Raw genomic sequence first — 14726 nt, forward strand, 5'->3', positions numbered from 1 at the left:
ACTATCGATTTTTGAAAATAATAACCAACTCAGAAATTATGGAAAAGATAAAAATGAATCGCCGAAAATTTGTTGGGGCTTTATCACTCGGAACAGCACATCTTCTATTCTCAAACCCAATATACGCTGGATTTTCACAACTTTCCTCGATGGATCCGTTGCAAAAAGTGAAACTTGGGAACTCGGGACTGGAAACTACTTTACTCGGCGTTGGAACAGGAGTTCACGCATCAAACAGAACCTCGTATTTAACCCGGCAGGAAGACGAAAAAAGCCTTGCGCTGCTGAGATATGCGTACGAAAGAGGATTTAGAAATTTTGACTGTGCCGACACTTACGGAACACACGGAATGATGGCAAAAGTTCTTCCTAAAATGAACAGGGAGGAAATAACAATTACTTCTAAAATCTGGGTTCGTGGAGGTGGAATTCCGGAAACAGAAAGACCTGATGCTGATGTGGTTGTTGAACGGTTTAGAAAAGAATTAAATACCGATTATATTGATTTGGTTCAAATTCATTGTATGGTTGATGAAAATTGGACCGAAACACAGAAAAAACAAATGGATATTCTGGAGAATTTAAAGTCAAAAGGAGTAATTCGCGCACATGGCGTTTCCGTTCACTCGCTGGATGCAATGAAAGATGCATTGGAAAGTCCTTGGGTTGACGTTATTCACGTCCGGATAAATCCTTACGGAATAGCCATGGATAAACCGGATCCGGAAGAAGTGGTGGAAGTAATCCACAAATTACACAAAGCCGGCAAAGGAATTATCGGTATGAAACTGGTTGGTAACGGACAATTGAGGAACGATAGTAAAAAGATTGACAATTCGCTTCGTTTTGTTCTGGGACTGGGAAGTGTTGATATGATGATTGTTGGATTTGAAGAAAAAGAGCAAATTGACAATTATCTGGGAAGAGTTGAAAAAGCACTAAAAGAAATGAGAAGTTAACATGACAGAACCAATTTTACGAATTCAAAAATTAGGGTTTCCCTGGGTAACACAGGATCCTTTTCTTTTTTGTGTCCATCACCTCGATTATTACCCTAAAGGAAATGATAAACTTGGTCCGGATGCTTCTTTACAAAGAAGAAATTTAGGAAATGACTTTGTTGTAAAAGATGGCTGGCGAATGTACCATGGAACAGAAGTTCCTGGTTTTCCGGTTCACCCGCACCGGGGTTTTGAAACCATTACCTTTGTTTTCAAAGGTATGGTAGACCACTCAGACTCAAACGGAGCAGCGGGCAGATACGGCGAACGCGATGTACAATGGATGACAGCCGGGAGCGGACTGCAACATTCCGAAATGTTTCCTCTATTAAAAAAGAATGAAACAAACACCCTTGAACTTTTTCAAATATGGCTAAATCTGCCCGGAGAAAAGAAATTTGTAAAGCCTGCATATAAAATGTTATGGGGAGAAGAGATTCCTTTAATTGAATTCACTGATGATAAACACAAAAAAACATCGGTTGATGTTATTGCCGGCAAAATTGAAAATATTTCTGCACCTGAACCAACACCTGATTCCTGGGCCTTTAATGAAGAAAACAATATAGCAATCTGGCAAATTACAATGGACGAAGATGCTTCCTGGAAGATTCCTGTTTCAAAAGAAAAAATCAATCGTTCACTATATTTTTTTGAAGGAAATTCGATTCAGATAAACCATAAAAAAATTGAATCAAATCATTTGTTAGAGTTGGACTCAACACAGGAGATAACAATCCACAATGGAAATACCTCCGGCAGGTTTTTATTACTGCAGGGTAAGCCAATTAATGAACCCGTGGTACAATACGGGCCGTTTGTAATGAATTCAGAATTGGAGATAAAACAGGCGTTTTCCGATTACAAAAAAACGCAATTTGGTGGTTGGCCATGGCCTGAAACGGGAATGGTGCACGGCAAAGAACGCGGACGTTTTGCAAAAATGGAGAATGGTGAAGAAATTCTAAAAGATTAGTTACTCCTAAAGAAACAGTTAAAAAACTGAAAATAAAGTATTTATAAAATATTATAAAAAAATCCCGGTCCTCTGACCGGGATTAAACCTATGTAAAGAAACACAACGTAAAGTTGATGATTCCCTTTTTAGACTCACCAAGTTATCCAATGTTTAAAATAGAAGAATCTTTTTTTTAAATTTTTATAATGAATTAAAGATTCGATAAAATAAAAGATTGTTGTAGATTCCGTTTTTTTTAATGAATTTTAGCCACCTGGAAAATATAATGCAGCATGAAGAGACTATTTTATGATAACCGTTACTTTTTTATTCCTTACCTGCTTTTTGTAATTCTGTGTACTATTTTATTGGTTGTATATACAAAAACAGACCTTCATATTTTATCCAATGAAGCAAACTCTCCCTTTTTCGATGTTTTTTTTAAATATGCAACTTATTTTGGCGACGGAGCAGTGATTGTGCTGCTTGCTCTTACTCTACTATTCATAAAATTCAGATATGCCCTGATATTCCTAACAGGCAGCCTGGTAACAGCTTTAATTGTAAACATCTTCAAAAAGGTTATTTTTAACGAAATGTATCGTCCTTCAAAATATTTTGAATTGTATGAAAATTATAAACTTCATTTGGTTGAAGGTGTAAAGTTACACTCACTGCAAAGCTTTCCTTCCGGCCACACAGCCACTGCTTTTAATCTGTTCTTAATGATGGCATTGATGGTCAAAAATAATTTTCTAAAGTTTATATTTTTTATACTGGCGGCACTTGTAGCATATTCACGAGTGTATATTTCACAACATTTCCTTATTGATATCACTGCTGGTTCGATAATTGGAGTTATGTTAATAGTATTAACCTGGCTTTCGTTTGAAAAAATTGACAAACACTGGTTAAACCGCTCTTTTATCCGGCGCTCGTAAAATTAATATGATAAATAAAACTCATCCACTTAAAATTGAACTGTTTATTGTTGCCGTAGCATCAATTCTATTCATTCCTTTTCTGGGAGGCGTTCATCTTTTCGATTGGGACGAAATTAATTTTGCCGAGGCCGCCCGTGAAATGATCGTTACCAAAAATTACCTGACGGTTCAAATCAATTTTCTTCCTTTTTGGGAAAAACCCCCTCTTTTTATCTGGATGCAGGTTCTTTCAATGAAAGTATTTGGAATAAACGAGTTTGCGGCACGATTTCCAAATGCAATTTGCGGCGTGCTTACTTTGCTGGTAATTTTTAAGATAGGCCGAAGAATTCACCACAATCTGTTTGGACTTTTGTGGGTACTCGCATTTGCAGGCTCTGTCCTTCCCTTTTTCTATTTTAAATCAGGAATCATTGACCCGTGGTTTAACTTGTTTATTTTTCTAGGAGTTTATTTTCTGGTCTTGTATTCTTCTCCGGAGAATACAAAAAGAAAACAAAACATTTTTTTTGCCGCCACTTTCGCCGGATTTGCGATTTTAACAAAAGGGCCCGTTGGATTTTTACTGATTGCGCTCACAGCGGGAGTTTTTTTGATTCTTGTCAGATTTAAAGTGAAGGTAAAAATCACTGAAGTCTTGCTTTACTTTTTGATTCTGGCGCTGGTTGGAGGCTCATGGTTTATTATTCAGATTTTGACAGGTCATTACGATACGGTAGTTGAATTTATTGTTTATCAAATCAGACTGTTTCAGACCCAAGATGCCGGACATGGTGGTTTTTTTGCTTATCACTTTGTAATGCTTTTTTTTACTGTCTTTCCCACATCAATTTTGGCGTTAAAATCATTCAAAAGAGAAAACATCAACGATGATTTTCACCGTTTAATGAAAAAATGGATGCTCATCCTGTTTTGGGTCGTCCTTATTCTTTTTTCCATTGTAAAAACAAAAATTGTTCATTACTCTTCCCTCGCCTATTTTCCGTTGACATTTTTGGCAGCCAACTTTGTTTACCGTGCTTCAGAAAATAAACAAATCTGGAAAAAATGGATTTCCGGATTATTGATTTTTGTTGCTGTGCTATTTGCCCTCCCGGTCATCATGCTCCCTTTTGTTGATAAAATAAAAAACAAAATTATCGCAAAAAACTGGATTCACGATCAGTTTACTGTTGGAAACCTGCAGGCAACCGCAAACTGGAATGGTTTTGAATTTATCCCCGGAATTTTCCTGGTTGTTTCTGTCATTCTTATTTTAGTTCGGATTCCTAAAACCGATGTGCTAAAACGAGCTATTTATCTATGGGGAACGACACTCATCTTTACTTTTTTTGTAATTACACTGGTAGTGCCCAAAGTAGAAAAATATTCACAAAACGCCTTGATCGAATTTTTCAAATCCCATGCCGAAGAAGATATTTATTTAAAAAATATTTATTTTCGATCGTATGCTACCTATTTTTATGGTGAAACAACACCGCCTCAAAATAAAAATTTCTACGATGAAAAATGGCTTCTAACCGGCAATATTGATAAGGACGTTTATTTTGTAACCAAAATTCACCGTGCCCAAAGACTGGAAGAATATCAGGATATAAAAAAAATCGGAGAAAAAAACGGGTTTGTATTTTTTAAGCGGGAGGCAAAGTAAACAATATCAATTTAGATATTTTTTGTAGTAGTTCGATTTTTCTTCATTCCCAAAACGGGCATAAATATTGGCCATATAACCTGCATACTTTTCTTCAGGATTTATTTCCCAGAGTTTTTCAAAAAATGGCAACGCTTTTTTAAAATCGGCGGTAACCTTTTCCAGTTCTTCTAATAAAATACGATATTGTTTGGTGGTTTTATTTTTATTGTATTTCTCCATTGCCTCTTTGTATCGATTTTCAGCTTTCACGTAAAACTTTTTGGCATTCCACTCTAAAGCTTCAATATTCTGTGAATCTTTTTCAAGAATAATCAATGAAAGAGAATCGCACACTTCCGTGTTCTTTTTTTCCAGGTTTATTTGAAAAAAATTCTCCTGATTTGCCAGTTCATTCTTTGAAGTTTGCTCCAATTTACCCCAGACTGTAAGCGCCTTATCAAACATTTCTATTTCATAGTAAATCTCAAAAAGGCGGGCATTGATTTCACTCAGGTTTTCATTAAAATTTTCAGTATAAAATTCCAGAGCACTTAATTCTTTTGAAAGATTATCTTCTGTACGAAATATTTTAGCAAGTGATGCATACATTTCTGCACTTGAAAAATTCTTATACCGTGCCTGGTCAAACCAATTTACAGCAAGCTCATTATTGCCAACCTGGAAAGCTGATTGTGCTGCTTTTGCATAAGATGCACCATTTATTTCTTCAGCAGGTTGTTGGTTAAAATACTGTTGCCAGCTTTCTACTGCAAGATTATGATTTCCCTGTAAAGCTGCATTTTCAGCATTATCTTTAAAAGAAGTTAACGATTTGGGCCCGCTGCAGGCAGTCAACACGAAGATACCAACGACTAATATATATATTTCTATTCTCATAATCAATTCATTAAAAGCCGACAAAACTAACACATTTTATTTTTCTACCATATTTTGTGTCAACTTAAAATCGATTTTCAATTTTCTGTTTCAACAAAAAGCCCTGCCAGGAAAGGCAAGGCTTTAGGTCGCTATTTTCAATTCAAACTATCTTCTCCACTGAGCTTGAGTAATACTAAATTCTTTTTCACCGGAAAAATCTGAACCGGTAATTTTTAATTTATACTTTCCCGGCTCTATCATTTCGTCTTCATTCAACATCAAATCCCAGCTAAAGAAATTTAATCCTTTGTCGGCATTAAAGTCAAAACTTTTTTCAATTGAACCATTTTCACCAATAATCTCGACTGAATATTTTCCTTCACTTCTCAAATAAAACGAGGCATACAAATCCTTGGCTGTTCTGCGAAACCACCTACCCGGCCGAACTGGCAAACGACAATCTTCAATTGTTAATATTTTCCCGGCTGTTTGCGGATCGATTTCGGCAACTTCACGAATAAAGCGAATATCCATCGCCCAGGCGCCGCGCCCGTGTGTTCCAATTACTGCATAATCTTCACGTGGATGAATGACCAAATCATGAACATAAGTGGTTGGTAAATTCCCCGGCAAACTACTCCAGCTTTCACCACGGTTTAATGATATATACACACCATAATCAGTTCCCACATAAAGAATATTCTCATTCACCGGATCTTCACGAATCACATTTACGGGGCCGCAAGGAATATTGCCCGTAATATCTTCCCAATTCTGGCCATAATCTTCCGATTTCCAAATGTATGCCGCAAAATCATCATCACGTTTTCCATTCTGGCTCATGTAAACACGGCCTTCAGCAAAACGAGATGCTTCCATTTGCGAAACCCATTTTCTGAAAGGCAATTTTTTGTTTATTTCCTGCCATTCGGTTCCACTATTTTGGGTTACCCAAACACGCCCATCGTCTGTTCCAGCATAAATTAATCCAAATTTTAAAGGCGATTCTGAAATGGTGAAAATAGTCTGATATGGAATATCTCCTTTTTTATCTGCGTCGTTATAAGTTAAATCCGGACTGATTCTCTCCCAGGTTTCTCCCTCGTTCATCGAACGGTGGACAAATTGAGTCCCGTGATAAATGATTCCCGGATTGTGCGGCGATAAAATAAACGGAGCCAGCCACTGACCACGCAATTTGTCTACTCCATCGGGTGTTGGCGGCATTATATTTTTGCTTTGGCCAGTCTTCATATTCGTTTTTGAAATGGTTCCGTAAAATCCTGCTGAATATACTTTATCCGGATTATTCGGGTCGATAAAATGGTTACTGCCTTCTCCACCTGGTGCGCTTTCAAACTCAACAGGTTGAATATTGTTTCTTCCGCGGCTTAAATCAACCACTCCCCGATAACTTCCATGATCCTGCACTGAGCCATAGACATGAAACGGTTCCGCCATATCGACGTTAATATTAAAAAATTGCACCAGTGGAAGATTGTCGTAAAATGTCCTGAAATTTTCCCCGTCATATGAAATTGCAACACCTCCGTCATTTACATTCACTATATAATCTGTATTTTTCGGATCAATCCACAAACCGTGGTGATCCATATGCATTCCGTCAAGGGTTCGAAAAGTTTTTCCTCCGTCTTCCGAAACATTCAAATACAAGCCCAAAACAAAAATCTTATCCGGATTTACCGGATCAACACGCATTTGTCCAAAAACCCATCCATAAGTTCCGGAAAGCCCTTCCATATATGTGTTTTTTTCACTTACCTGACGCCAGTCTTCCCCTCCGTTATCCGAACGATAGACTGTTGCTCCCTTTATTCTCCCGCTACTGGGGCGTCCGTAAGCATCAGACTGATCTTCACCAGTTTCATTTGGCAATTTTTCATAATTGTCAATAAATGCGTACAAAGTGTTTGGAGAACTTTTACACAAATCAATTCCAATTCGGCCTCGGAATTTTCCATCAGGAAGTCCACTGTTTATTTTTTTCCAGTTCTTTCCACCATCTGAAGTTTTAAAAATGTTACTTCCGGTGTAGTCGTCCTCGTTTCTTGGGTCATTCCATTTTTTTCGAATTCTTTGCCATGTTGTGGCATACATTATTTCCGGATTTTCAGGATGAATTATCAAATCATACGCACCGGTTTTTTCATCAACATAAAGAATCTTATTCCAACTTCTACCTCCGTCTTCTGTTTTATAAATACCTCTTTCTTTGTCGTTTGTCCATTCATTTCCACCGGCGGCAACATAGACCACGTCTGAATTTTCAGGGTGAACCAAAATTCGGGCTATTGTATTTGTATTTGTTAGTCCGAGATGTTCCCAGATTTTTCCTGCATCTTTTGATCGATAGATCCCTGCCCCTGCATTTGAGCTGCGAAAAATATTTGCTTCTCCTGTTCCTGCCCAAATTACATTTTGATTTTGCGGATCGAGTGCCAAATCACCAAAAGCTGTCGACATACCATGTTCAAAAACCGGTATCCAGGTAATCCCTTCATTTTTAGTTTTCCAAATTCCTCCCGAGGCACCAGCCACATATATCGTATAATTTTCTCCCTTTGGGGTTACCACTTCAACATCAGTCATCCTCCCACTCACATTTGAGGGCCCAATAAACTGCCATGGTAAATTTTTAAATACCGAATTTTCAGTTAACTGTTTGTGTTTCTCATACGACTCCGCTCGCTGTTTAGCTGATGTTTTTTCAACCACCTCTTGAGAAAAGGCTGAATTGTTACAAAAAACAACACTTACAAAAAATAATAAAAACAAATTTAATCTTGTCGTTCTCCTATTTGTCATGATTGTAATTATTGAAGTAAATATTACTGCAATCTAATTATAAAAAATTAAATATGCTGCTACCAATCACTCGATTTCAAAATAAAAGCAATGAAAATATTTTGTTAAAACATTATAAATCTTTTTTTGGTTAAATATATATGTTCAATAACTTTAAAAAACTTAAAAACATCAGAACCACCAAATTCTGAAAAATTTATATACTTATATGGATGAAATAAATTCGATCGTTTTAGGAGGAATAAGAATAGATGAACCAATAGTTACCATTACCGATTTGCTGGTTTCCGTGCTGTGTTTTATATACGCGTATAAAATTCACAAAAGCGGAAAGAAGGAAAAAACTTTTCTATATTTCAAGATTTACTTCTTTGTAATGGGAATTGCTACCATGCTGGGAGGATTAATTGGTCACGCATTTTTATACGCTTTCAACTTTTATTGGAAATTACCGGGTTGGATTACCAGTATGATTTCAATTATGTTTGTTGAACGTGCAGCTATTGAGCATACCCGGATATGGTTGAAAGATTCTCTCGTAAAGATCTTTGGAATTATTAATATTATAGAATTTCTCACATTTTTAACACTTACTGTTGTCACTCTAAATTTCTTTTATGTTGAATTTCATTCGGGTTACGGATTAATGTTTGTTGTTCTTTCTTTGGAAGGATTTCTTTTTCTCAAAACCAAAAATATTGCAACTAAATATTTACTTACAGGCGTAGCGTTTGCAGCATTGGCTGCAATTTTCTTTATGAACAAAATATCACCACACCAATGGTTTAATTATCTATCTGTTAGCCATGTTTTAATGGCTGTTGCCGCAACTTTTTTTTATCAGGGAGCCAAACGAATCGACATGTCGTCAGCAAAAATTAGCTAGATTTGGTATAAAAAAAATGAAACTTGAAACTAACCGCCTGCAACTTTTTGAAATTTCATGGGATGATTTGGAAAAAATCCATGAATTACACTCAATTCCTGAAGTAGACGAGTTTAACACCCTTGGTATTCCGGAAAATATTGAAGTAACCCGAAAAATTATTTCGGCAGATATTGAAAATCAGTTAAAAAAAACTCGTTCCCGATTTTGCTGGAAAGTTATTATTAAAGAGAATTCTGCCTTTGCCGGATTGGCTGGAATGACACTCTCAAATGACCGTTTTAAAATGGGTGAGTTTTATTACAAACTTTTTCCAAAATTCTGGGGAAATGGATATGCAACCGAAATCGCCAGAGAATTAATATATTTTGGATTCTCCGAATATAAATTACACCGTATAGAAGCCGGTGTCGCTACAAAAAATTTAGCTTCGATAAGAGTTCTGGAAAAAGCGGGGATGACCAAAGAAGGTATCCGAAGAAAAATATTACCTATCAGAGGTGAATGGATAGACAATTATCATTATTCCATCCTCGACGAAGAAATAAAATAATCTATTCATTTTAAACAAAATTCACCTTTCACAAACAGAAAATAAAAAAAACAGAAAAACCTTATAAGTCTACAAATCAACCACCAACGATTACTCCTTTAAAATTTAATAACTGAATTTTACAAAAAGCTGTAACAAGAAAACATTTTTTTAGTCTTACCAGAAAAGCCTAACCTTATGAAAATTGCTGTTGTCGTTGTGTTTTTTCTATCCGTTATTTTTGCTTCAGCACAGGAAATAGAAAAGAAGAACTACTATTCAAAACGAATTAACGATTTAAATCTCACAATTGATGGTTATTTGGATGAAACAGAATGGCAAACAGCCCACTGGAAAAACCAGTTTACACAGTACGAACCTTCCGAAGGGAAATCTCCTCACCAACAAACAGAGTTTGCAATTTTATATGATGAAAACAACCTTTACGTGGGAATAAAGGCACTCGACAAAAGTCCGGACAGTATTTCGATGCGGTTAACCCGCCGGGATGAAACTGACGGTGATTTAGCAGGAGTAATATTTGACTCATATCATGATAAAAGAACCGGATTTGCTTTTATTGTTTCTGCTGCCGGAGTAAAATCAGATTTTATTCAGAGCAACGACGGAGACAACGAAGACAGCACCTGGGATCCGATTTGGTGGGTAAAAACATCAAAGAATAGTGAGGGATGGAAAGCAGAAATGCGCATTCCATTAACACAATTACGGTTTGAAGAAGGCGACGAACAAGTTTGGGGCTTACAGGTTTTGAGGTTTATTTTCAGGAAAGAAGAGCTGTCAACATGGCAACCTATGAAACGCGACGTATCAGGCTTTGTCTCCCAATTTGGGACAATGAGCGGAATATCAGGCATTAAACCTAAGAATACACTAGATGTAATGCCATATGTTGTGGCCCGTGCCGAACGTTTTGAAAAAGAATCGGAGAATCCTTTCAGAGAAAGTGGAAAGAAGAACGGACTGGATATAGGATTGGATGCAAAATTGGGGTTGACAAACTATCTTACGCTCGATCTTACTATTAATCCTGATTTTGGGCAAGTTGAGGCGGACCCCTCAGAGGTTAACCTTTCTACCTTCGAAACATTTTTTGAAGAAAAACGTCCGTTTTTTATTGAAGGGAAAAACATTTTATCATACCGATTAAACTGGGGAGATGGCGACCAGTCTGCTGAAGGTTTATTTTACTCCCGGAGAATTGGAAGAAGACCCCAATATTGCCCTGAATTAGAAGACGAGGAATATGCTGAAGTTCCTGATTTTACCAAAATTATCGGAGCAGCAAAAATTACAGGAAAAACAAAAAAGGGATGGTCTATTGGGATACTGGAAAGTGTAACTGCCGAAGAAAATGCTAAAATAAAAGGAATTGCTGACGGAAAAAAACAGGTGGTTGAGCCACTGAGCAACTTTTTTGTAACTCGTATTCAAAAAGATTTTAATGAAGGAAATACTTATATCGGTGGAATGATTACTGCCGTTAACCGAACAATAAACGATCCACATCTCGAGTTTTTGCATAAAAGTGCTTATACGGGAGGTATGGATTTTGTTCATAAATGGAATAACAAAAATTGGATGATTGACGCTGGCTTTTTCTTTAGCAAGGTAAACGGCACGGAAGAAGCAATTACAGCAACTCAAAAGTCGTACATTCGCAATTTCCAGCGACCTGACGCAGATTATATGAAATTGGACACTACACGAACATCGCTAAGTGGTTACGGAGGTAAGTTTACAATTGGAAAATTAGGGGGCAACCTAAAATTTGCTGCACTGTTCTCGTGGAAATCCCCGGGGCTGGAATTAAATGATATAGGCTACGCACAGCAGGTAGATCAGATTTTACAGGCATTCTGGATGGGGTATCGTATTTATGAACCGTTCTCTATTTTTCGTCAGGTGAGTCTGAACATTAACCAACATACCGTTTATGATTTTGGTGGAAATCTGCTGGCACCAGGGGGAAACATTAACGGATACTTGCAATTCAAAAATTATTGGGGAACATTTTTTAGCACAAATATAAGTGGTAACCAACTATCCAATTCCGCACTTCGTGGAGGCCCGGCTTTAAAAATACCTGGTTATAAAAATTTCTATTCAGGTATTTTTACCAACCAGCAGAAAAAACTGAGCTTTGAACTTAATACAGGCTTTAATGCCAGTAATGTAAAAGGGTATAGAAACATCAGCAATTATAATATTTCAATCGGATACAGACCAACACAAACACTTTTAATAAGCTTGTCACCCGGACTAAACAACTACAAAGATGACATGCAATATGTAACACAGATAGACTACAGTAATAAAAAACGATATATTTTTGCGCATATCGACCGAAAAACATTAAGTATGTCTCTCCGAATGAATTACAACATTACTCCCGACTTAACTATTCAGTACTGGGGACAACCTTTTATTGCAACGGGCAAATACATTGATTTTAAATACATTACCAAAAGTAAAGCAAATAAAGTAATAGACCGCTATCACCTTTATGCGTCAAACGAAATAGTTCTTAATAGTGATACCTATTTTATTGACGACAATAAAAATGGCAGCGCTGACTACAGTTTTGATAAACCAGATTTTAATGTGAAAGAATTTCTTTCAAATCTGGTTGTACGTTGGGAGTACCGTCCTGGTTCTACTGTATTTTTAGTATGGTCTCAAAATAGAAATAATTCTGTTAACAACGGAACTTTTAACTTTTCACACGACATAAACGGACTTTTTGATGTAAAAGCAAACAATATATTTTTAATAAAATTTTCATACCGACTCGGTCGGTAAGGCTCATGAAGGGAAGCTATACGTAAAAGCACAGATATTTAAATTCTGTGCTTTTTATCGTTAAAAATGTACTTTTCAAAAAACAAATCCGTAAATTTATTTCGTTATCTCATCTAAAATCAATGAAAAACTATTTCAGAAATTATCCTCTTGCAAAAACAGGTTTCTTCGTAATACCTCTCGTTGTTTTCACCATAGTCATGGGAATTTTCTTTCCTGGATCAGCACCTGAGCATTTTAGCAGCTTTATTATCGCATTTGAATTTGCCCAATCTCCGGATGATATAAATCTTTTGCTTAGTCCGCTCTCGGTAGAAGAAATCCGACAAGTAGATGTTGGAAATTATATCGATTTTGGTTTTATGATTGCTTACACCGCATTACTAATCACTGCTTTGGGGAAGTGTGCTCAGCTCCTCAATAAAAAGATATTGAAAACCGGAATTTTTATCGCAATAGTTGTTCTGATTAGTGATGTTGCTGAAAATATTTTTTTACTTAGGCTGACAAACAATCATATAAATCAATCACTGAATAGTGAAATAATGTCAAATTTGAGCTATCTCAAAATCTTCACGTGGACAAAATGGATTTCGCTGTCGGTTTTATTCACTTTTTTTTACGCACTGGTATACAACCTGAGATGGCTTTTTAAAATAATAGGGGTTATTTTTCTATTTCCCTTACTCTATCTTATTGCAGCTCCGGAACAAACCCCAGAAATGCTCACTAACTTTACCAATTCAATTTTTTTATGCTTTATAACCCTAATTGTTTTCCTTTTTCTGTATAGAGAAAGGGCATAAAAAAAGTTGCCTTACTGAAGCAACTTTTTTGTCATTCAAATTTTCATTTATGGGCAATCGGATCTGCGTCTCCGTCCGGGTCTCCATCTACATAACCGTCGGTATGTAAATTTCCATTTGAGGCTAGTAATAATCCGCAAACATGTGGTGCAGCCATTGATGTTCCACTCATTGTTGCATAAGCTCCTCCTTTATATGTTGAAAGGATTGAAACACCTGGAGCACAATAGTCAACATGTTCTCCATAATTAGAAAAATATGCCCAATAATCATTGCTGTCCATTGCAGATATTGTATACAGGTTAGTTCCTTCCGCTCTCGCCGGCGAATGATTATCAGCATCATCGCTTTCATTTCCGGCTGCCAATGAAACAAAAACGCCTGAAGCTCCCAGCGATGCCACTGCTATATCGACAGGTTCGTATACTCCACCTCCCAGACTCATATTTGCAGCATCTCCTGCTGTTGCATTTGCCTTAACATAATCGACACCAGCAATAATTGTTGAATAAGCACCAGAACCTTTTCTGTCCAAAACTTTAACCGGTACAACTGTAGCCCCAGCTGCAACTCCGATAACGCCAATTTCATTATCAATTGCACCAATAATTCCGGCACAATGCGTACCATGTCCGTTATCGTCATCAGGAGAAGAAGTTCTTGGTACGTAAGTTACTCCTGAGGCTGCGTCAACGTTAAGATCACCATGATCCAAATCTATTCCTGTATCAATTATCCACGCCTTATGACCGCCAGTATAAGATACACCGCCCCCCACTCTGTCGATTCCATAAGGAATTGATTCGGCAGGAGGATCCGAAGGCAATGTTCCCGGTTTTTTTAAAGTAACCATTTTATCGGGCCAAACACCTTCAACTCCAGGGGCATTTACTATTTTGCTTATTTCATTTTCGCTGACATTTACAACTACTCCTTCAACTGCCGCACTAAAAACCAATTTAGGTGCAGGCAGATCAACTTGCGCGTTTTCAAAAATCAATTGCGCCCTGCTTAAAACAGCTCTGTCGGCGAATTCTCTAGTTTTATAAGCAGATTTTAATCCTTGATTTTCAAAATAAACGATATACTGCCCTGGAATAATCTTTTCTGTAAATCCAACAGGGTCTTCGTCTGGGGCCATAATTTGAAGATCTTCTGTCTTCTCACACGATGAAAAAACAACAGCAAGTGCAGCAACAACTGCGAATAAGATTTTTCTCATTTTGTAAAGATTTAATAGTTAAACAGATGGTTTTGCTTAAACAATATATCGATTATTTCACAAAATGACACTATTTTATAAATGATTTTTATAAACATTTGATTAAATTCAACGAAATAAAACACTACATAAAAGCATTTTATAGTTAACCCAAAGCATTTACCGCCAGATATTTCAAAAAACCTCGAAAATAAAGAGCCTCTTTTATAATCTACA

The 14726-nt window shown here is 36.8% G+C and carries 11 protein-coding genes; 8 read left to right on the forward strand and 3 right to left on the reverse strand.

Going from position 1 to position 14726, the window contains the following annotated elements; all coding sequences use genetic code 11:
• Positions 1-38 precede the first annotated feature (38 nt).
• The 4 genes from K5G00_RS10325 (at position 39) to K5G00_RS10340 (ending at position 4554) form a co-directional block, all read left to right on the forward strand.
• A complete protein-coding gene (locus K5G00_RS10325) occupies positions 39-959 on the forward strand; it encodes an aldo/keto reductase (protein WP_238766084.1) in 921 nt (306 codons plus the stop codon).
• Between the two features lies 1 nt (position 960).
• Positions 961-1977 carry a pirin family protein gene (locus K5G00_RS10330; RefSeq protein ID WP_238766085.1) on the forward strand — a complete coding sequence of 339 codons (1017 nt, stop codon included), beginning with the start codon at positions 961-963 and terminating at the stop codon, positions 1975-1977.
• A 275-nt stretch (positions 1978-2252) separates the two neighbouring features.
• Positions 2253-2900, forward strand: a complete 648-nt coding sequence (locus K5G00_RS10335; protein ID WP_238766086.1) for a phosphatase PAP2 family protein — start codon at positions 2253-2255, stop codon at positions 2898-2900.
• A 7-nt stretch (positions 2901-2907) separates the two neighbouring features.
• Positions 2908-4554 carry an ArnT family glycosyltransferase gene (locus K5G00_RS10340; protein WP_238766087.1) on the forward strand — a complete coding sequence of 549 codons (1647 nt, stop codon included), beginning with the start codon at positions 2908-2910 and terminating at the stop codon, positions 4552-4554.
• A gap of 6 nt (positions 4555-4560) precedes the next feature.
• On the opposite strand, the gene K5G00_RS10345 is transcribed toward K5G00_RS10340, so the two are convergent.
• Both K5G00_RS10345 and K5G00_RS10350 read right to left on the reverse strand, forming a co-directional pair.
• Positions 4561-5433 (reverse strand): tetratricopeptide repeat protein, encoded by an 873-nt coding sequence (locus K5G00_RS10345; protein ID WP_238766088.1) that lies wholly within the window; start codon positions 5431-5433, stop codon positions 4561-4563.
• A gap of 147 nt (positions 5434-5580) precedes the next feature.
• On the reverse strand, positions 5581-8241 hold the full coding sequence (locus K5G00_RS10350) for a WD40/YVTN/BNR-like repeat-containing protein (protein WP_238766089.1): 2661 nt from the start codon (positions 8239-8241) through the stop codon (positions 5581-5583).
• A 208-nt stretch (positions 8242-8449) separates the two neighbouring features.
• Between K5G00_RS10350 and K5G00_RS10355 the strand changes: the two genes are divergently transcribed.
• The 4 genes from K5G00_RS10355 (at position 8450) to K5G00_RS10370 (ending at position 13288) form a co-directional block, all read left to right on the forward strand.
• Positions 8450-9127, forward strand: coding sequence for a DUF6962 family protein (locus K5G00_RS10355; RefSeq protein WP_238766090.1), 678 nt, complete (start codon positions 8450-8452; stop codon positions 9125-9127).
• A gap of 16 nt (positions 9128-9143) precedes the next feature.
• Positions 9144-9680, forward strand: a complete 537-nt coding sequence (locus tag K5G00_RS10360) for a GNAT family N-acetyltransferase (protein WP_238766091.1) — start codon at positions 9144-9146, stop codon at positions 9678-9680.
• 177 nt (positions 9681-9857) lie between these two features.
• Positions 9858-12482 carry a DUF5916 domain-containing protein gene (locus K5G00_RS10365; RefSeq protein ID WP_238766092.1) on the forward strand — a complete coding sequence of 875 codons (2625 nt, stop codon included), beginning with the start codon at positions 9858-9860 and terminating at the stop codon, positions 12480-12482.
• A 122-nt stretch (positions 12483-12604) separates the two neighbouring features.
• Positions 12605-13288, forward strand: coding sequence for a hypothetical protein (locus K5G00_RS10370; RefSeq protein ID WP_238766093.1), 684 nt, complete (start codon positions 12605-12607; stop codon positions 13286-13288).
• A gap of 43 nt (positions 13289-13331) precedes the next feature.
• On the opposite strand, the gene K5G00_RS10375 is transcribed toward K5G00_RS10370, so the two are convergent.
• A complete protein-coding gene (locus tag K5G00_RS10375) occupies positions 13332-14510 on the reverse strand; it encodes a S8 family peptidase (protein WP_238766094.1) in 1179 nt (392 codons plus the stop codon).
• Between the last annotated feature and the right edge of the window lie 216 nt (positions 14511-14726).

The organism is Maribellus maritimus (assembly GCF_022267315.1).
Taxonomy (GTDB): domain Bacteria; phylum Bacteroidota; class Bacteroidia; order Bacteroidales; family Prolixibacteraceae; genus Draconibacterium; species Draconibacterium maritimum.

Bases quoted from the DNA above. Each gene is read 5' to 3' on its own strand.
- K5G00_RS10375 (WP_238766094.1), bottom strand. From the start codon at position 14,510: ATGAGAAAAATCTTATTCGCAGTTGTTGCTGCACTTGCTGTTGTTTTT.
- K5G00_RS10325 (WP_238766084.1), top strand. From the start codon at position 39: ATGGAAAAGATAAAAATGAATCGCCGAAAATTTGTTGGGGCTTTATCA.
- K5G00_RS10330 (WP_238766085.1), top strand. From the start codon at position 961: ATGACAGAACCAATTTTACGAATTCAAAAATTAGGGTTTCCCTGGGTA.
- K5G00_RS10350 (WP_238766089.1), bottom strand. From the start codon at position 8,241: ATGACAAATAGGAGAACGACAAGATTAAATTTGTTTTTATTATTTTTT.
- K5G00_RS10360 (WP_238766091.1), top strand. From the start codon at position 9,144: ATGAAACTTGAAACTAACCGCCTGCAACTTTTTGAAATTTCATGGGAT.
- K5G00_RS10355 (WP_238766090.1), top strand. From the start codon at position 8,450: ATGGATGAAATAAATTCGATCGTTTTAGGAGGAATAAGAATAGATGAA.
- K5G00_RS10365 (WP_238766092.1), top strand. From the start codon at position 9,858: ATGAAAATTGCTGTTGTCGTTGTGTTTTTTCTATCCGTTATTTTTGCT.
- K5G00_RS10370 (WP_238766093.1), top strand. From the start codon at position 12,605: ATGAAAAACTATTTCAGAAATTATCCTCTTGCAAAAACAGGTTTCTTC.
- K5G00_RS10345 (WP_238766088.1), bottom strand. From the start codon at position 5,433: ATGAGAATAGAAATATATATATTAGTCGTTGGTATCTTCGTGTTGACT.
- K5G00_RS10340 (WP_238766087.1), top strand. From the start codon at position 2,908: ATGATAAATAAAACTCATCCACTTAAAATTGAACTGTTTATTGTTGCC.
- K5G00_RS10335 (WP_238766086.1), top strand. From the start codon at position 2,253: ATGAAGAGACTATTTTATGATAACCGTTACTTTTTTATTCCTTACCTG.